Consider the following 16161-nt stretch of genomic DNA (forward strand, 5'->3'; position numbering starts at 1 on the left):
CATGTTCCTTACTACCACGGGTGTGCGGGGGACAAGCCCCCGCGCTGCGGCGAGACCGCATTCAATCACGACAAGGCCTTGGGAGGTCTTACCTTTTCTCAGACAAGAAGCGGGGGACGAGCCCCCGCGCTACGGCTGGACCGCCTCAAATCTTGACAAGGCTTCGGGAGGTCTTGCCTTACTTCAGGCAAACAGCGGGGGACAAGCCCCCGCGCTACTCTAGATATCTCGTTCATGATGGGGCTAGTTGGGCACCCGGGCCGTAATGAAGCAGAGATCGAGAGGCAGAATTCCGCGCCTCTCAAGTATACTCTCACTCTACTGCGGGCAAAGAGCGGGGGACAAGCCCCCGCGCTACTGAAGAGCGTTGAATGATCGGTGACTGTTCGCCACCAGCACTTTCTCTTGCTACCCCACCGGCAGGTTCAACTCCTGTTCGACGAAGGCTTTATTCGTCGCGGCGCTGTCCTTGGGTGTGGAGCGAGAGCGGTCGAGCTCGATCATGAGCCAGCCGGCGTAACCGCTCTCCTGAAGCTCCTGGACGCAATCTTTCACGTGCACCACGCCGGTGCCGAGTTCCACGAAGTCGGGCAAGATAGCGGTTGCCGCATCGGCGCCCTGGGCCGGCTCGGTCTGCGAATCGGCAAATGCCTGTGGATCCCAATCCTTCAGGTGCACGTACTTCACGCGGTCGGCATAGGCCCGCACTACTGACACCTCATCGCCGCCGCCTTTGCGCAGGTGCGCGGTGTCCGGGCAGAGGAAGACGTAGCGCGGGTCGGTGTAGTCCATCATGATGTCGATCTCTTCCTCCGTTTCCACTGTGGTGGCGTAGTGCGGGTGGTAGCAGGCCAGCACGCCGTAGTCCAGGCAGCGGCGGCCGATCTCGTCCATGCAGTGGGCCTGGTTGAGCAGCTCTTCGTCGGATGGGCCGCCCGGCGCGCGCGAACCGCCGCCCAAGACCAGCCGGTCAGCCCCATGAGCCGCCAGGAATTTGGCAAAGCCCACGTTGCGGGCAACCATTTCGTCCATGCGGTGGGATTCATTCATAGGGCCGCCGCCATAGACGGTGACAAGCTCTAGACCCCGTTGCGCTATGAGGTCTTGAAACTCGCTGACCCTACTGCCGTACGTGTCCACCACCGCCGCGAAGGTCTCAAAGCCCTTGAAACCCAGCCCGGCAATCTCGTCCAACGCCAGTTCGAAGCCATCCATGCCCCAAGTGATTGTATGGTATCCGACCCGAATGTCTGCCATGTTTGAAATCTCCCTTTGGGTTGCTCTCCCGCCAAGCGACGGCCTGCACTCATGTATTTCAGTACGAGCCCTGATGACTACGCATCATTATAGTAGCAGCGAACACCTTCTGGAGCGCGCCGAGCCGGGGAGATCAGACGCTTGTGTGATTGCTGCCCTGTTATACTACAAGACAAGCTGACAAGCGTCCGCCCACGTATGGTTGGGACGCCGCGGGCGCAGCGCAAAGTCAGTCGGTTGTGTTGCGTTTCAATATAGCGTGCAATTGGCGTCAAGCGGTCGAATCTGCAGTGGTCACTCTCGTCTACTCCCTGCGGAGTGTGACGTACGCCCACGATTTCCCCTCAGTGCGGGCTCGCCAGCAGGTAGGGAGTGCCTGCATGCGCCCGCCGGAGTTGCCCGGAATTGGGTTTTCATTCGCGGTGTCAACTATTGCTTTGCACAAGCAGAGGTACTGGTGAAAGGAATTGAACGGTGAGACTTCTGTCTCGTGTGCCGGGTGTCTTACTGGCCCTGGTGTTGCTTGGCGCTTCGCTGATGACGTTGTCGGCCTGTATAGTTTCTGACACGCTCTCCATGGGCGACGCGGTGGAGGAGCCGGTTACGAGGAGCAACTCGTTCGCTACGGCCACCTTTGGCCCCGGCGCTGTTGTTCACATTGTGCGCAAAGACACCGGCGAGGAGCTCACGATTCGCTCGGGTGGATACCTGCGTCAGGCTGACTCCGGCGACGGCCGCGGCGGTCAGACATATCGCATCGATGGTTCTGACGGCGACATAGTCCGGCGTTGGTTAGCGCCTGACGACCCTGAAGTCAGATACATTCCCTGGGCTTTGCTCATCGAGAGCTACACCGTGCCTGAAGGTGTCCTGGCCCTCATCCCGTTGGATGACAAGAATCCCGTGCCCTACCAGTTGGTTCAGGCCTTTGGGGACGACAGAGTCTATGTGTTCACCCCGACTGGTGGGTGGCGATGGATCCCCGACCTCGCGACCTTTACGGCAAACGGCTTCTACTGGTGTGACGTGAGTACAGGCGACGCTGAGTTCTTCACCCGTGTCACGAAGGGCGACCCATTGCCGCTGAGAGCGGAGGTCCCCAACCACCCGGGTTGCCACAACACATAGCTCATCCCAACCACCCGAGTTTGGGAGCGAACAAATACATGCCATCCGTAAAGGCATCAGATACGTCCGAGCTATCAGTGACCGGAAGAGCAAGCGCAAGCCGATTGCACGCTAGCGGAGCTGGGGGGCTATGAAGTCTCCAATTGCCACGGCGAGAGCCGGCCCCTACCTCTCATCTATTCAGTAACTTCCTGAACCAATTTCCAGTGGCACAGCAAATGTCCTTGTGCAAGAATAACGATTGTAGCGTGCAAAACTAGAGTCACCAGGTTGCGCATGCCAAGCGGGAAACGAGCTTAGGGAAACAGACTCGTGGCGAGAGCAGAATCCCTACATGTCAGGCCCCCCTCCAGGCCGTACTGGATAGGCCATGAGACCCAAGTCTGGAAAATGGGAATGGCACAATGACAGACTATGTATCAGGTGTCAATCCTGACGTGCTGCGTTGGGCTAGAGAGAGTTCTGGCTTCTCTTTACAGGAAGTTGCTAGATTCCTGAAAAAAGAGGAGGCAGCAGTTATTCAATGGGAAACCGGCGAAGCTAGTCCAACATATGTCCAGCTTGAGAAGCTCGCGTACAATCTATACAGGCGACCGGTCGCCGTGTTCTTTTTCCCAGAACCTCCGCTGGAACCAGATGCCACAGAGTCATTTCGAACCCTTCCTGAGTTTGAAATTGCCAATCTGATCCCTGATACAAAACATGCCTTGCGGGAGGCTCAAGCCATGCAGATGGCTCTGCGGGAACTCTCTGGCGGGCAGAACACAAGCGAAAAACAGCTCCTAAAAGATGTTCACGTTGATCCTAGTGATGACATACCCTCAATTGCTAAATTTGTGAGAAGGTACCTAGAAATACCACTCTACCAGCAAGAGAAGTGGAGAAGCGCGGACAAAGCACTGCATGAATGGCGTGAGGCCGTGGAAGACAGTGGCATATACGTTTTCAAGAGATCTTTCAAGCAAAGTGATGTCTCAGGTTTCTGCTTGCAGGATGACGAATTCCCGATAATCTACCTAAACAACAGCGCAGCCAAGTATCGCCAAATCTTTAGCCTATTTCACGAATTAGCACACGTACTCCTACAGACGTCAGGTGTGACGAAGTTGAATGACCGTTATGTCGCTCAACTCTCAGGAGAAGCCCAAGACATAGAGGTATTCTGTAACAGGTTTGCAAGTGAGTTTCTGATTCCGTCTACTGACTTCAACAGTAGACTTAAGGAAGATGAGACTCCAGAGGAAACTGCAGAAAGGTTGTCTGAGCACTACAAAGTCAGCCGGGAAGTAGTGTTGAGAAGGCTCTTGGACAAAGGGACAATTGATGAGAGCTATTACCATGGCAGAGTCGCCGAATGGAACGAGAGATTCGAGGTGAATCGGCGGGAGCAAAAGGGAGGGGGTAACTATTACAACAATCAAGTGACATATCTGGGCAGGAAATTCCTTACCCTTGCGTTTAGCAGATTCCATTCGGGTCATGTGAGTTTTGATGAACTAGCCGGTTACTTGAATGTGAAGCCCAAGAGCATACCGGACCTTGAAAAGCAAGTCCTCGGGAGTATCTCTTCCCGATGACCTACGTGTTAGACTCCAGTAGCTTTATAGTGCTCGGCCACTTTAATCCAGACCTCTTTCCATCCTTCTGGGAAAACTTCGACCACCTCGTAGCCAGTGACCGGGTCATCACTGTAAGGGAAGTTCGGAAGGAAATTGATAACCATATCGCAAGGCCATCACTAGTTGCTTGGATAAAGGAGAACTCTTCAATCTTCTTGTCACCGACGGCAGAAGAAACCGAGTTCTTACGGAGTGTTTTTTCTATAGAGCGATTTCGTTCGCTGCTAAAGCCGAGCCAATTACTGCGAGCTGGGCCCGCCGCAGATCCGTTCTTAGTTGCTTTGGCGCATTCAAGAAGAGCCTGCCTTGTTACCGAAGAAACAAGAAAGAACAATGCGGTGAGAATTCCCGACGTTTGTGACTTCTACAGAATCGACTGCACCAATCTCGATGGAATGATGAAGAGAGAAGGATGGCGATTCTAGATTGACCTGACACAACAAAACCAGGAGATGGGTCTTCGGGCTTGAGACCTAGCTCTTGTGGTGACGGTCCTTTGGTGGCTGCTACTTTTCGCCTTCGGACCTATCGTGCTGCCTTATATGCATCTTCCGCCGTATATGCCTCTTCCAGCTTTACGCGGAAGGGTTCTTGAGGGCGGGAGACGGCGGCGCATTGGTAGGCGTGGTTTTGGAGGTTATGTGCGACGAGCAGGCCGCGCATATGGGATATGACCTCCGCGTGTGCGCGGCTGTCCGCTAGATTCTCAATTTCATCGGGGTCGGATTCCAGATCGTAGAGTTCGCTTTCGCCGGTGGCGTAGTGGGCGTACTTGTAGCGGGCGTCCCGTACCATCTGGCTGCCCATGTTCTCGCTGAAGACACTGCCGCGATGGGGAAGCGCGGGATCTGTCAGCAATGGCCCAAGGCTTGTGCCTTGCAGCGTGTCCGGCGGTTCCAGGCCGCAGGTGGTGTAGAAGTGCGGCACGTAGTCAAGAGAACTCACCAGCGCCGGGCAGCGCGACCCACCAGCCACCCCAGGTCCCCGGATAATGAGCGGCACGTGGGCCATGGACTCGTAGTAGAAGCCTTTGTACGGCAGGCCGTGGTCGCCCAGGGCGTCACCGTGGTCGGCGGTGTAGATGATGAGGGTCTTGTCCAACGCGCCGTTGGCTTCCAGCGCAGCCAGCATTTTGCCGACCTCCTCGTCGATGAGCGAAATGTTGGCGTAGTAGTGAGCGCGCCACATGCGATGCTGCTCCGGCGTTGCCTCCGAAGGGCTCATGCGGTACATGGAGTTCTTAAGGTTTTCCTTGCCGGCCATCTGTTGGGCGCGGGGCTTGTTCACAAGCTCCGCCCGCGAACCGACAGGCCGGGGAATCGGCGCGTCGTAATACATGTCCGCCATTTCCTCCGGCGGGTCGTAAGGGTCATGTGGCCCGGCAAAGCTCACCCATGCCGCAAAAGGTTCCTTGCCGTTCTCCGCCAGCCACTCTGCCGCCTGATCGCCGATGAAGCCATCCACGTGAAAGCGCTTCGGCAGCGGCGTTACCGAGGCGTTCAGTGTGTCGAAATAGCCGGGATTCTGGGTAGGATGCGCGCGCTGGTGGCCGTGGGCGCGCAGGAACTTGCTGTGGTCGTCGGGCAGGTACGTATGCCGCTTGTCCTCCGCGCTAATGCGCTCTTGAAAACCGTTGCGGGCGTCCCAGGGAAAGAAGTGCATCTTGCCGACGGCGGCGGTGTTGTACCCGGCGTCGGTGAGTTCCTGGGGCCAGACGGGGAGCTTGCCCTCGTCGAGCCAGTGTGAATTACCGAGCACGCCGGTGGCGGACGGCCACTGGCCGCACAGCAACGCCGCGCGCGTCGGCACGCAGAGCGGCGCGGGCACGTAGCAGCGCTCGAACACCATCCCTTCCCGCGCCAGCCGGTCGAGATTAGGCGTCTGCATGAAGTCCAGACCGTAGCACGGCAGGCTATCCCAACGCTGCTGGTCTGCGGTGATGAAAAGCAGATTCATGGAACCCCTCTCGTCCAATTTCCTTGCCAAGTACGATAGCAAGATTCGGGTGGTTACTCAACACGCTGCGGGGGTACAGTAACCTTAATGAAGAAAGGGAATGCCGCATGGAACAATGTGACGATTATCGCCGCATCGAACACGCTATTGAATTCTTGGCGCACAACTTCCGCAACCGGCCTCGCCTCAACGAAGTCGCTGCCAGTGTGCACCTCAGCAAGTATCATTTTCAGCGGCTCTTCAAGCGTTGGGCCGGGGTGACGCCGACCCAATTCTTGCATTACCTCACCGTCGAATACGCCAAAGAGCAGTTAGCCGCAAGCCAAAGTATCTTCGAGACGACGCTTGACGCCGGTCTCTCCAGTCCCAGCCGTCTTCACGACCTCTTCGTCACGTTCGAGGCCATGACACCCGGCGAATACAAGCGCCATGGGACCGGCCTGGAGATCGACTACGGAATTCACCCTACACCCTTTGGGGAGTGCCTGCTCGCCACCACGGCGCGCGGTATCTGCGCGCTGCGGTTCGTTGCGCCGGAGAACAGAGGGCAAAGCGTCACGCAGCTAAGAGAGGAGTGGCCGCACGCGCAATTCGCGCACCGTTCTGCTGTAACCGAGCCTATCGTCCGGCGCGCCTTCAGTCCCACAGACTGGCGAGAGGCGCCTCGCTTTCATCTCTTGGTCAGGGGAACGAACTTCCAAATCCAGGTTTGGCAGGCATTGCTTACCCTCCCCTTTGGCGCCATGGCAAGCTACCAGACTGTAGCAGCACATTTGTCTGCTCCTACTGCGGCCCGCGCAGTAGGTGGCGCAATCGCGCAGAATCCCATCGCGTACCTCATTCCCTGCCACCGAGTCATCACGAAAGTGGGCACAGCCCACCGCTATCGCTGGGGCACTGCCAAGAAGCAAGCCATCCTCGGCTGGGAAGCAAGCCGCCTGCACAAGGATTCAATCCGACTGCGGCAGACTGGCAACGCGTAGACGTTCCTCTCACGTCTTGAATCACCTTTAACCAGCTCGAAAGGTCTGTCGCACGATTTAATGGCGGTCACCGTCCCCGTTGAAATCTACTTCCAGGGTCTCGCCTCGCGCCGCTCCGCTAGCAGGCAGCACACGTATCCCTTACGATAGGGAAGATTGATCGAATGAACGAGCGGAGTAAGCCGTGTCTACGGATTCTGCGGACGCCCTGTTAGAGGTTGACCACGTTACCAAGTCGTTTGGCGGCTTGCAGGCGGTGCGCAACTGCTCACTGCAGGTGCGGCAGGGCACGATAACGGGTCTGATTGGGCCGAACGGGGCCGGCAAGACGACGCTGTTCAACCTCATCTCCGGCTTCTACGCCCCGGACGCCGGCAGCATCGTATTTCAGGGTAAGCGCATCGACGGCCTACCGCCGCACCGGGTCTTCCGCCACGGCCTCTGCCGCACCTTTCAAGTGCCCAAAGAACTCAAGCAGATGACGGTGCTGGAAAACCTCATGCTGGTGCCTTCCGGCCAAACGGGTGAGTGGCTGGGGGCCGCGTGGCTCATGCCGTGGCGGGTGCGGCAGCAGGAGCAGGAAGCCTACGACAAGGCGCTGAGCGTTCTAGAATTCGTGAACCTGGCGCATCAGCGCAACGAATATGCCGCCAATCTCTCCACGGGCCAGAAGAAACTGCTGGAGCTCGCCCGGGCGATGATGACCGATCCGCAACTCATCATGCTGGATGAGCCGGGGGCCGGCGTAAACCCGACGCTTTTGCGCAGCCTTATGGAACAGATCGAGCGGCTCGTCGCCGAGCGGGGCATCACCGTGCTGCTCATTGAGCACAACATGGCCGTAGTGATGGGCCTCTGCAACCCCGTGATCGTGATGAGCAACGGCGAGAAACTTGCGGAAGGCACACCGGCTGAAGTCCAGAAGAACGAGCAGGTACTTGCGGCGTACTTGGGAGGCCAAAACCGGTGAATTTACTCGAGGCCACCGGCATCGTCTCCGGCTACGGCGAAATAGAAATCCTGCATGGTGTCTCTCTTGCCGTCGGCGCCGGCGAATTGGTGACCATCATTGGTCCCAACGGCTGCGGCAAGTCCACGCTTATGAAGACAATCTTCGGCCTGCTGGAGCCTACCAAAGGGAAGATTTCGTTCAACGATACCGACATCACCGGCATGCCGCCCCACGAGATCGTCTGCCTGGGCTTGAGCTACGTGCCGCAGGCAGACAACACGTTCTTGAGCCTCACGGTGCAGGAAAACCTGGCAATGGGCGCGTTCCTACGCTCCGACGGCTACGCGAAACAAACGGAGATGGTCTATGAGCTCTTTCCTGATCTCAAGGAACGCCGCCAGGCCAAAGTCTCGTCGCTGAGCGGCGGCCAGCGGCAAATGGTGGCGATGGCCCGCGCGCTGATGCTCGATCCACGGCTGCTGCTGCTCGACGAACCCACGGCGGGCCTCGCGCCGGTATTTGTAGAGACGGTGTTCGCACAGATAGCGCACGTCAACGCACAGGGCATTGCGGTGCTTATGGTGGAACAGAACGCGCGCATGGCGCTGGAACATACGCAGCGCGGTTACGTGCTGGCGAGCGGAGAGAACCGCTTCACCGACGCCAGCAGCGCGCTGCTGGCGAACGAGGAAGTTGCGCGGCTCTATCTGGGAGGAGACATTTGATTAGCTCAGTCATTCAGGTGAGAGCCGGGTTTCAACGGCATAAGGTTGCGCGCGGCAGCTTGTTCTCAGACCTTACGTACTCCCATCCCAACCCTTCTCCAGCAAAGAGAGGTCTGTATTGCTCTGCTGGGCCGGTGGATGTGGGTTGGATGGCGAGTATTTCCCCTCACCCCGGCCCTCTCCCCAGGGAGAGGGAGTCATTTGGGCCCGGCCCTCTCCCGAGAGTGAGGGGGTCATTCGGTCCTGGCTGTCTCCAGAGTGGGAGAGTCTTCTTCCGTCCCGGAAGTATTCAGAGAGAGGGAGGATCTTGCCGCCTTTCGTCCGGGGGAATGCAGCAGACTGAACGTCCGCCCATTCTTCGCGGCACGTTGCGGAGGTCGCAGGCAAGGGAGAAAGAGTACCGCAAGGGTCTCCGAGGTGGAGCGGCATGATTGCGCTGGTCGTGGACGGCATCATTCTCGGCAGCATACTCTCCCTGGGCGCGGTGAGCCTTACTTTGGTGTATGGCATCGTGCGCTTTGCCAACTTCGCCCACGGCGACTTGATGGCCGTGGGCGCGTACGTGGCGTTCTTCCTCGTGAACACGGTCTTCGCGATGCTGGGTGTGCCGAATGTCACATTTGGGCCGCTCTCGTTCGGCTTGCCAATGCTGCTTGCACTTCCGATCGCAATGCTCGTTACAGCGGTTGTTGCCGTGATTGTCGATCGGCTGGTTTTTCGTCCCATGCGGCGGCGGCGCTACGCTACGGTGATGTTCGTTATCGGTTCCTTAGCGGTCGCCTTTGCCGTACGCGCCTTGCTCTTCATCATCTGGGGGCCGGAGTTTCACTTCTTTACGCAAGCCTTGCGGCCGGCCATGCAACTGCCATTCGAAGTCCGCGTAAAGCCCGATCAAGTTTTCATTCTGTTTGCCTGCCTCGCCATGGTTGCGGGTCTGTATCTCTTCTTGCAGCGCTCGAAGATCGGCCAGGCGCTCCGCGCCACGGCGGATAACCCGGATTTGGCACGCATCAGCGGCATCAATACCGAGCACATGATGGTCTGGACCTGGGCTATCGGGGCGGCTATGGCGGCGACCGCGGGCATACTGCTCGGCATCGACTCGCAATTGCGCCCGGAGATGGGATGGAATTTGCTGCTGCCGCTCTTTGCCGCAGCCATTCTCGGCGGCATCGGCAACCCGTACGGCGCGTTGGTCGGCGGTATGGTAATAGGGATCGTGCAGCAGGTGTCGACGGCGTTCATCTTGCCCACGTATAAGCCCGCCGTGGCGTTTGTGATTCTGATATTGGTGCTGCTTGTTCGCCCGCGGGGGTTATTCGGTAGCGAGGAACGGGGGTTTTAAGCGTAGTTGGCGGGTAGCGCAGGTTTGCAACCTGCGTTGTTCGCGATGGAAGTGAGAGTGGTGGCCGTGATGATGTCGCTGCAAAGCACATGAGTTTCGTTGCGGGGAGTGTCGGTTTACGTGGTGGTCCGGGGTTTCACGTCCGATAGGCTGCGCGAGGCGGCTGCGAAATCTCGGTATTGGGTGGGAGCAGGGCAGACAGGACGCAGGTTACAAACCTGCGCTACCGGAGGAGCGGCTGCGCGCGATGTGCCCCGCGTCGTTCGTTGCAGCGGTTACTGCGGCAGCATTGGGGAGGGTAACTTTGGTCACGATGCACGAGGAGCGCAAACACTAGCATGACTCTCGAGGCAATCCTGAGTTCCGGCATTCTGAATTATCTGGTCGGCTTCCTCATCGTCGCCGGCATCTACGCGCTGTTCACGCTCGGCCTGAACGTGCACTTCGGCGACACCGGCCTCATCAATTTCGGTGTCGCCGGGTTCTTTGCCATTGGCGCCTACACGGCGGCGTTGGTCACAAAGCCGCTGCCCACAGGTGAACTTGCCCGCTACACCCAGCAGGCGCTCGGCCTCAACCAGCCGTTTCTCGTGGGAGTCATTGCCGCGGCCGTCGTCTGCGGCATCGTGGCTGTGCTCATAGGGATACCCACGCTCCGGCTCCGTGAGGACTACCTGGCAATTGCTACCATCGGCATCGCCGAGAGCATTCGGCTGGTATTCAACAACGAGCAGTGGTTGGCCAATGGTTCGAAAGGACTGGTGGGCATCCCGCGACCGCTCTACGACCTGGTGCCGTCCGCGTACTACAACTACATCTATCTCGGCATCGTTGTGCTCGTGGTCGCGTTCGTCGCCATACTGCTGGAGCGGATGATCCGCTCACCGTGGGGGCGCGTGCTGCGGGCAATCCGGGAAGATGAGGTGGTGGCTGCCGCCTATGGAAAGAACGTGTTCGGCTTCAAGCTGCAAGCCTTGGTGCTCGGCGCGATGGTAATGGGCGTGGGCGGCGCGCTTTACGCCCACAACGCCGGCACCATCAGTCCCAGCGTGTTTGAGCCGGTCTTCGGCACGTTCATCGTTTGGGTAATGCTCATACTGGGAGGCAGCGGCAACACGAAAGGCGTCATCCTCGGCGCTTTCGTCTTCTGGGCCATCTGGGCGGGAACGCAGTTTGCTACCGACGCGCTCGTACCGCCCGCCTTGAACGCCCGCGCCCCGCACTTCCGCTTTCTCCTCATGGAAACGCTGCTCGTGCTGATGCTGCTCTTCCGTCCCAAAGGCATCCTGGGCGAGGAACGCTTCGTGTCTAATCTGCGGCCGCACTGACCCAAGTAATCCTATTCCCCCGGTTGTTTGGGAACAGGATTGCTGCCGATTCTCGTCCGTTTATACTTCGACAAGCTCAGTACGAACGGAGGCGCTCAGTACGAACGGAGGCGCAGAGTAGAGCCACCAAATGGAGATAACCCGCAACGAAGTGTGTGCTACGGTGGCGTGCAGCCGGGGACGCCGCGAATGTTGAGGGCAACTTCGGCATTCTGTTCGGCTGGAATGCCGGGTAATGGATTCTGGCTGGCCACCGTGCCGCATTCCCCTGAGTCGTTGGTAAGGGTGATGGCGAGCTTACCGCGAAAACCGCTCGCACTGAGGTCTTCCAGCGCAATGGCGTATAGTTTGTCGCGCACATCCGGTACGGGTACACGGTCAGCCCCTTTGCTCACAATGAGACGCACGATACTGCCCGGCTCTACTTGCGTGCCACTCGTGGGCTCTTGAGCCAGCACCATACCCGCCGGGACGGTAAAGTCGCCCTGCTCTATTTCCTCGACCGTCACACCCAGCAGTTGCAGTTGCTCGCGAGCATTCTCTACCGTAATGCCCACCACTTCCGGCATTGTCGGATTCTCGGGTCCCTTGCTGATCCTGACCGTAACGATGAAGCCTTCATCTACCTCGGCATTGGCCGCCGGGGATTGGCTCACAACACGACCGGGGGCGACAGTTTCGTCGAATACCTCCTCTGTCTCGGCGGCTAACCCGTACTGCTCCAGCAAGGCAACCGCCCGCTCCTCAGAAAGCTGGATGAGATTCGGCACGGCAGTGCGCGGTGTGGGAGAAGGCTGCGCGATTTGGCCTCGCGACGGCGTAGGCACGGTATTGGGTGTCGGGCGTATGGGTGCCCTGGGCTCGCTGGTGGCGGAAGGCGAAAGAATGGGAACATCGTCAAGCAGCGCTCCCAGGTCCGGCACCAGGCGGAATCCAAGCCACAGCGCGATGATCGCCGCGATGAATATGAGAGGGATACCCCAGCGGGATGCCGGTTCCGGCGACCGCCTGTCCGGCCTCTCAGGTCTTCTCGATCCCCCCGATCCAAGCAATCTCACACTCCTCGCTATGCCTTGGCGCGATGCCGCTTCCGCTGTTTATTCTCAATTCCGCTCAAACTAAGAAGACTAATCTCTGTAACGTGCCAGCACCTGCGCCAGGCCGCCCATCTATCGATCCTGCAACAAGCCTGTGCTGAGCACTTCGGCAAGCTTAGGACAGGCAGCCTCAGAGCTTGCACCGTCCTCGATACAAATTTATCGACACGATACAGCGTATCGACACGATACGGGGACGTACAAATGCCACCTCGCATGTACGGAAGAGACTCTGCGGGGAGCTCCGCCGCTCAACCCACGGGCGAGAGCATCTGGTCGCGCAACTCTTCCAGGTGGAGTGACAGCACCTGCGATACGCCTTCCTCCGACATGCTCACACCGAAGAGCGCATCCGCCATCTCCATAGTGCCACGATTGTGGGTAATGACCAAGAACTGAGTCTCCCGCCCGTACTCGCGGAGCAAGCGGCAGAAGCGGCCGATGTTCGTTTCATCCAACATCGCGTCCGCTTCGTCGAGCAGACAGAGCGGCGTGGCCCGGGCACTGAGCAAAGCAAACAGCAACGCCAAAGCCACCAGCGCCCGTTCACCGCCGGAAAGGAGAGAGAGTGCCTGCCGCCGCTTACCCGGAAGCCGCACTGTAATCTCGATACCGGTCTGGTCCGGGTTTTGGGGATCGGTCAGCCTCAAGTCGGCGTCACCGCCGTCGAACAGCACTTTCACCATTGCGCGGAATTCCTCCGCGACGCGCTGGAATGTCGCCGTAAAGTCCTGGCGAATAGTGCGGCGGAGTTGTCGTTTTACCTCGTCCAGGTCTTCCTCGGCGGCTTCCAGATCGGCAATCTGCTCGCGGAGAAACGTCGCACGCTCTGCCAGCAGAGAGAATTCCTCCACGGCAAGCGGGTTGACGGGACCGATCCGCCGCAACCGATTCCGCAGCGACGTGACACGGTTTTGCAGTTCTTCCAAGGGCTCGGCTGCAGGCTTGGGTACCGGCTCGGCGTCCGGTTCGTCGCTCAGCCAACGCAACACCGTATCCTCGCGGCGCTGTTGTATGCCCGCCAGCACTTGCTCGGCGCGACTGTAGTCCACCGTGCGCGCGGTCCGCTGACTCTCCAAGTCGGCCTTGGCCCGGACAAGCGCGCCATGCCGCACGCCTAGTTGCTCCAGGGCGGCGCGCTGCTTCTTTCTCCGTGTATCGGCTTCTTCAAGTTGGACCGCAGTCTGCTGGGATGTCTCAGCGGTTGACGCCACTTCCGTCTGAAGCGCGCGGAGCGCCTCTTCTCGCTCCAAGCGCGTGGCCGCGAGCGTGCTGCGCTCGCGCAGGAGACCCTGTTGCTCCGTACGCAATTGGGCAATGGCGCGGGTCAGATGCTCTTTCCGCTGCTGCTGTACGGCAAGCTGAGTTTGCAGAGAATTCACCGTGGCACGCTGAGTCTCTACTTCCTGCTGCTGCGCATCGCATACGCGCTCATTTTCGCCAATCTCGCGCGTTAGGCGCTCTTTGGCGGCGACGGCCAACGGCGCTTCGCGCTCTCGCGACGCGATGCCATCTTCAAGCTCGTCTTGTTGCGCGCGCGTCTCCCGCTCCACCTGCTCCCACCACGCGCACTGCCGCGCCAATTCATCGTATTCGTGGGTGTGCCGCTGTAACGCGGCGTTGGCAGTTCGCGCCTCTTCAGCACGCTGCGCATGCGCCTTGGCCGCCGCGCGTTCTTCTCCGCGCAGTTGTTCTTGCCGGGCACGCAGCGCGGACTCTTTCTCTTCCAACTCTTCACATTGACGACGCACCTCTGCCAAGCGCGCGGAAAGCGTGCGATACTGCGCTTGTTGCTGCCCGCGCTGCACCGACGCCTGCGCATAGCGGTAGACGCCGTTACTGTAGACCACGCCGTCTACGCTCACGATCAGAGGCCAGGGGTGCCGGGCGGCGAAAGTAGGAATGGCGGCAATGTCCTCAACCACGAGAATCGCTTCAAGCAACGGCTCTAGGGCAGCACTCTCGGGAGGTAGCGCTATAAGATCGGCGGCGCACCCAATGACGCCGGGATGATCGGGAACTGAGCGTGCTTCCGATTGCAGAAGTTCAACCGCCAGCACGGTTGCGTTCGCGGCAGCCACGCTCACCAAGTGTTCGACGAGTTTCTCCGCATCTCGCACACTCTCGGTGAAATACGCCTCGCTCGGCAATGCGGCTTCGATAGCGGTAGCGATGTCTGCGGGCAGTTCCGTCGCTGCGATTGGCGGCAGCAGCGTCACGCCAACCTTGGCCGCTATTGCCGCAGGCTTCGATTCTTCGTCTGCCGCGGCTCCTGCCAGGATAGCGCGTAAGGCTTCTGTGCGGCCTTCCAAGTCAGCGCGATGGCGGAGGGGACGTTGTCGCTCCTTCTCAAGTCGATGCAGTTCCTGCTCCACCAACGCCAGCGCGGATTCGGCTTTCTCTTTCGCGGCAAGCCGGACGGCTTCCTCGGCCTGAAGTGTGTCCGCCTGTTCCTGCAGCGTTGCCAGGGACGCGGCACGGTCGCGCTGCTGCTTGCGCACGTGTTGCAGTTGTTCCGCCGCTTCGGCGGAGCGGGTCAATACCGCTTCGCGTTGGCGTTTCCCGTCGTTGATCGCAGCAGTGAGGCTGCTGAGCCGGGTGGTAACGGCAACCCCCTCCTGCCGAAGTTGCTGCAGGGCGCTCTCCGCCTCCTGACGCGCTTCTTCTTTGCGCGCAATGCCACCCCGCACCGCATGCCACTCACCTTGAAGTGCGGTGAGCGCCTCAGTTGCCTCGGCTAAGACCGCTTCCTGCTCCGGCAGTCGCGCAATTGCGGCCTCATGCCGGGCGACCAGATCCGCTTCCCGGGACTCGGCTTCCTCCGCGCTCCTGCGTAGATGCGTTTGCCGCTCCTGCTGTACTGCCTGCCGCCGGGCAAGCTCATTCAAGCGGCTGCGCAGGCCTCCGACGCGCGCTTCCAAGCGGTGCATGCCCTGCTGGTGCTCCTGCATGGCCTGCTCCAATTGCTTGCGTTCACGGTCCTGGCCCGTGATCCGGGTATCTAGCGTGGTGAGGACCGTCTGAATCCGCTTCAGGTCTTGGGTTGCCGCTTGTTCTTCCGCGACAAGCTGCGCCAGTTGCGCCGCGTACCAGGCGTGCAGCGCTTGGGCGAGTTCCTGCTGGAGCACCTCCGCTCTCTGGGCCTCCTTCGCTTGGGTTTCCAGGACGGCAAGGCGCGGCTCCAGTTCGAGAAGTATGTCGCGCACCCGGTTCATGTTGTCGTGCACGCGGAGGATCTTGTTTTCCGCCTCGTGCTCCTGCATGTAGAGGGAGCGTACACCGGCGGCTTCCTCCAGCAGGATGCGGCGGTCCTCCGGCCGCTGCGCCAGCACTTGATCGACCAGCCCCTGCCCGATCATCATGCCTTGCCCGATACCGGCGTCCGCGAGCAGTTGCTGAATATCGCGCAGACGCACGCGATTGCCATTGAGGAGGTATTCATTCTCACCGGAGCGATACGCCCGCCGGGAAATGCTGATTTCGGCGAGTTCCAGGGGGAACGTGCCGTCCTCGTTATCGAAGGTGAGCGTGACCTCGGTCATGCTGCCCTGCGCACGCCGGGGCGTGCCCGCAAAGACGACGTCTTCGCTCTTGCGCCCACGCAACGCCAGCATGCTCTGCTCGCCCAGCGCCCAGCGGATCGCGTCTGCGAGGTTGCTCTTGCCGCTGCCGTTCGGGCCGACAATGGCGGTTATCCCCTGCGGGAAGGCCAGCCTGGTCCTGGTAGGAAACGTCTTGAAGCCGTGAATTTCAAGCTGTGTAAGGTACATA

At 59.5% G+C, this 16161-nt stretch carries 12 protein-coding genes; 8 read left to right on the forward strand and 4 right to left on the reverse strand.

The features are described 5' to 3' along the window. Positions 1 to 408: 408 nt before the first annotated feature. Entirely contained in the window at positions 409 to 1257 is an 849-nt protein-coding gene (locus tag OXE05_12210; protein MCY4438082.1) for a sugar phosphate isomerase/epimerase, read from the reverse strand. 474 nt (positions 1258 to 1731) lie between these two features. On the opposite strand from OXE05_12210, the gene OXE05_12215 reads away from it, so the two are divergent. The 3 genes from OXE05_12215 (at position 1732) to OXE05_12225 (ending at position 4429) form a co-directional block, all read left to right on the forward strand. Beyond that, positions 1732 to 2385 carry a hypothetical protein gene (locus OXE05_12215; GenBank protein MCY4438083.1) on the forward strand — a complete coding sequence of 218 codons (654 nt, stop codon included), beginning with the start codon at positions 1732 to 1734 and terminating at the stop codon, positions 2383 to 2385. 404 nt (positions 2386 to 2789) lie between these two features. After that, positions 2790 to 3962 (forward strand): ImmA/IrrE family metallo-endopeptidase, encoded by a 1173-nt coding sequence (locus OXE05_12220; protein ID MCY4438084.1) that lies wholly within the window; start codon positions 2790 to 2792, stop codon positions 3960 to 3962. Next, on the forward strand, positions 3959 to 4429 hold the full coding sequence (locus OXE05_12225; GenBank protein MCY4438085.1) for a DUF4411 family protein: 471 nt from the start codon (positions 3959 to 3961) through the stop codon (positions 4427 to 4429). Before OXE05_12220 ends, OXE05_12225 begins: the two co-directional genes overlap by 4 nt. Positions 4430 to 4529: 100 nt before the next feature. Here the strand turns inward: OXE05_12225 and OXE05_12230 are convergent, their stop codons facing one another. After that, on the reverse strand, positions 4530 to 5960 hold the full coding sequence (locus tag OXE05_12230; GenBank protein ID MCY4438086.1) for a sulfatase-like hydrolase/transferase: 1431 nt from the start codon (positions 5958 to 5960) through the stop codon (positions 4530 to 4532). A 107-nt stretch (positions 5961 to 6067) separates the two neighbouring features. Between OXE05_12230 and OXE05_12235 the strand changes: the two genes are divergently transcribed. From OXE05_12235 to OXE05_12255, 5 genes are all read left to right on the forward strand, one after another. Beyond that, positions 6068 to 6943, forward strand: a complete 876-nt coding sequence (locus tag OXE05_12235) for a methylated-DNA--[protein]-cysteine S-methyltransferase (protein MCY4438087.1) — start codon at positions 6068 to 6070, stop codon at positions 6941 to 6943. A gap of 184 nt (positions 6944 to 7127) precedes the next feature. Continuing rightward, complete coding sequence (locus tag OXE05_12240; protein ID MCY4438088.1) at positions 7128 to 7913, forward strand: ABC transporter ATP-binding protein; 786 nt, start codon at positions 7128 to 7130, stop codon at positions 7911 to 7913. Then, a complete protein-coding gene (locus OXE05_12245; protein ID MCY4438089.1) occupies positions 7910 to 8620 on the forward strand; it encodes an ABC transporter ATP-binding protein in 711 nt (236 codons plus the stop codon). Before OXE05_12240 ends, OXE05_12245 begins: the two co-directional genes overlap by 4 nt. A 427-nt stretch (positions 8621 to 9047) precedes the next feature. Further along, entirely contained in the window at positions 9048 to 9965 is a 918-nt protein-coding gene (locus OXE05_12250) for a branched-chain amino acid ABC transporter permease (GenBank protein MCY4438090.1), read from the forward strand. A gap of 338 nt (positions 9966 to 10303) precedes the next feature. Then, complete coding sequence (locus tag OXE05_12255; protein ID MCY4438091.1) at positions 10304 to 11293, forward strand: branched-chain amino acid ABC transporter permease; 990 nt, start codon at positions 10304 to 10306, stop codon at positions 11291 to 11293. A gap of 158 nt (positions 11294 to 11451) precedes the next feature. Here the strand turns inward: OXE05_12255 and OXE05_12260 are convergent, their stop codons facing one another. Together OXE05_12260 and smc are read right to left on the reverse strand one after the other, a co-directional pair. Beyond that, entirely contained in the window at positions 11452 to 12345 is an 894-nt protein-coding gene (locus tag OXE05_12260; GenBank protein ID MCY4438092.1) for a PASTA domain-containing protein, read from the reverse strand. Between the two features lie 296 nt (positions 12346 to 12641). Further along, entirely contained in the window at positions 12642 to 16160 is a 3519-nt protein-coding gene (gene smc / locus OXE05_12265; GenBank protein MCY4438093.1) for a chromosome segregation protein SMC, read from the reverse strand. Between the last annotated feature and the right edge of the window lies 1 nt (position 16161).

This window comes from Chloroflexota bacterium (genome assembly GCA_026710945.1).
Taxonomy (GTDB): Bacteria; Chloroflexota; UBA11872; order VXOZ01; family VXOZ01; genus VXOZ01.

Excerpts from the sequence above, each read along its gene's own strand:
- OXE05_12230 (MCY4438086.1), bottom strand. The coding sequence starts at position 5,960 with ATGAATCTGCTTTTCATCACCGCAGACCAGCAGCGTTGGGATAGCCTG.
- OXE05_12235 (MCY4438087.1), top strand. The coding sequence starts at position 6,068 with ATGGAACAATGTGACGATTATCGCCGCATCGAACACGCTATTGAATTC.
- OXE05_12210 (MCY4438082.1), bottom strand. The coding sequence starts at position 1,257 with ATGGCAGACATTCGGGTCGGATACCATACAATCACTTGGGGCATGGAT.
- smc (MCY4438093.1), bottom strand. The coding sequence starts at position 16,160 with ATGTACCTTACACAGCTTGAAATTCACGGCTTCAAGACGTTTCCTACC.
- OXE05_12220 (MCY4438084.1), top strand. The coding sequence starts at position 2,790 with ATGACAGACTATGTATCAGGTGTCAATCCTGACGTGCTGCGTTGGGCT.
- OXE05_12250 (MCY4438090.1), top strand. The coding sequence starts at position 9,048 with ATGATTGCGCTGGTCGTGGACGGCATCATTCTCGGCAGCATACTCTCC.
- OXE05_12255 (MCY4438091.1), top strand. The coding sequence starts at position 10,304 with ATGACTCTCGAGGCAATCCTGAGTTCCGGCATTCTGAATTATCTGGTC.
- OXE05_12225 (MCY4438085.1), top strand. The coding sequence starts at position 3,959 with ATGACCTACGTGTTAGACTCCAGTAGCTTTATAGTGCTCGGCCACTTT.